General features: G+C 74.4%; 1 protein-coding gene. It reads left to right on the plus strand.

Annotation, left to right across the window (positions count from 1 at the left end; genetic code table 11):
* Nucleotides 1-22 precede the first annotated feature (22 nt).
* Nucleotides 23-2,148, plus strand: a 2,126-nt coding sequence (locus tag AQJ91_RS00150; RefSeq protein ID WP_234381766.1) for a polyketide synthase dehydratase domain-containing protein, incomplete at its 3' end; no start/stop codon positions are given.

The following is a 2,148-nucleotide window of genomic DNA, read 5'->3' on the forward strand; positions in this document are numbered from 1 at the left end:
TATCGCGGCGATCAACGGGCCGATGTCCGTGGTGATTTCGGGCGTCGAGGCCGAGGCCGAGGCGGTGGAGGCGCACTTCGCGGAACTGGGCCGTAAGACGAAGAAGTTGACGGTCAGTCACGCGTTCCACTCGGTGCTGATGGACCCGATGCTGGCGGAGTTCCGGGAGATCGCCGCCGGGCTCACCTACCAGGCGCCGCGCATCCCCGTGGTCTCCAACGTCACCGGGAAGGTGGCCACCCAGGAGGAACTCACCTCGCCCGACTACTGGGTACGCCACGTCCGCGGCGCCGTCCGTTTCGCCGACGGGGTGGCCGCGCTGCACGAGCAGGGTGTCACCGTGTTCCTGGAGGCCGGGCCGGACGGAGTCCTCACCGCCCTCGCACAGGAGATCCTCGACGGCGCCGATGTCCACCTCGCCACCCTGCTGCGCCGTGGCCGGGGTGAGGCCGAGGCCGCGCTCACCGCGCTCGGCAGGCTGCACACCGTCGGCCGCGCGGTCGACTGGGCCCCGCTCTTCGCGGGCACCGGCGTCCGCCGCGTGGACCTGCCGACGTATGCCTTCCAGCGTGAGTGGTACTGGCCGCAGGTCTGGGGCGGCGCGGGTGACGCCTCGTCGCTCGGGCTGAGCGGCGCCGACCACCCGCTGCTCGGGGCGGTCACCCGGCTGCCGGAGTCGGGCGGGGTGCTGGCGACGGGCGTGCTGTCGGTGCGTACGCAGCCGTGGCTGGCCGATCACGCGGTGGCCGGGACGGTCGTCGTACCGGGCGCCGCACTGGTCGAGCTGGCCGTGCGGGCCGGTGACGAGGCGGGCGCGAGCGCGGTCGACGAGCTGGTCATCGAGGCGCCGCTGGTGCTGCCCGAGACGGGCGGAGTACGCATCCAGGTGTCGGTGGCGGCCGTCGACGAACTGGGTCGGCGCCCGGTCACGGTCCACTCGGCCCCGCAGGACGCCGATGCCGACACCCCGTGGACCCGGCACGTCACCGGCTTCCTCACCGAGCAGGACCCGGACGCCGGCTTCGACCTGGGCGTCTGGCCGCCCGCACAGGCCGAACAGGTCGACCTCGACGGCTTCTACGACCGTCAGCTCGACGCCGGATACGCCTACGGGCCCGCCTTCCAGGGCGTACGGGCCGTGTGGGCCAAGGGCGAGGAGGTGTACGCGGAGGTCGTCCTGCCCGAGGGACAGACACCCGAGGGCTTCGGCATCCACCCCGCGCTCCTCGACGCCGCCCTCCAGACGACCGGGCTGCTTCCCTCGGCGGGCGGCACCGCCCCGGGGACGACACGGCTGCCGTTCGCCTGGAACGAGGTCTCCCTCTACGCCTCAGGCGCCACCGCGCTGCGCGTCCGCGCGGCCCGTACCGGCGCCGACGGCATCACACTGGACCTCGCCGACCACACCGGGGCCCCCGTCGCCGGCATCGGCACCCTCACCATGCGTGAGGTCTCCGCCCAGCAGCTCGGCACGGCGGAAGGCCCGGCCCACGACAACCTGTACCGCCTCACCTGGACCCCGGTGGCCCTGCCCGAGCCCGCCGCGCCGGACCGGCCGGCCCCGGTCGAAGCCGCCGACGAGTCCGCCGTACGCGCGCTCGCCGAGGACGCGCCCGACTGGGTCCTGCTCGACCTGTCGGCCACCGGCGAGGACGGTGTCGCCCGTGCCCACGAGGTGGCGGCCCGGACGCTCGGCGTGCTCCAGGCCTGGCTGGCCGAGCCGCGGTTCGACGGTTCCCGGCTGGCCGTCGTCACCCGGGGCGCGGTCCGTGACGTGACCGATCCGGCGGGCAGCGCGGTCTGGGGGCTGGTGCGCACCGCGCAGTCCGAGAACCCGGGCCGGATCGTCCTGGTCGACCTGGACGAACGGTCCGCCGACCGGCTGCCGGCCGCACTCGCCTCCGGCGAACCGCAGCTCGCGCTGCGCGCCGGCGAGGCCACCGCACCTCGCCTCACCCGCGAACCGCGGGCCGCCAAGGACGCCTTCGGCGGACTCGACCCGGAGGGGACGGTGCTGGTCACGGGTGGTCTGGGCACGCTGGGCCGACTGGTCGCCCGGCACTTCGCCGAGGAGCATGGCGCGAAGCATCTGCTGCTTGTGGGGCGGCGTGGTCTTGAGACGGAGGGTGCGGCCGAACTGGCCGGGGA

The organism is Streptomyces dysideae, assembly GCF_001514305.1.
Taxonomy (GTDB): Bacteria; Actinomycetota; Actinomycetes; order Streptomycetales; family Streptomycetaceae; genus Streptomyces; species Streptomyces dysideae.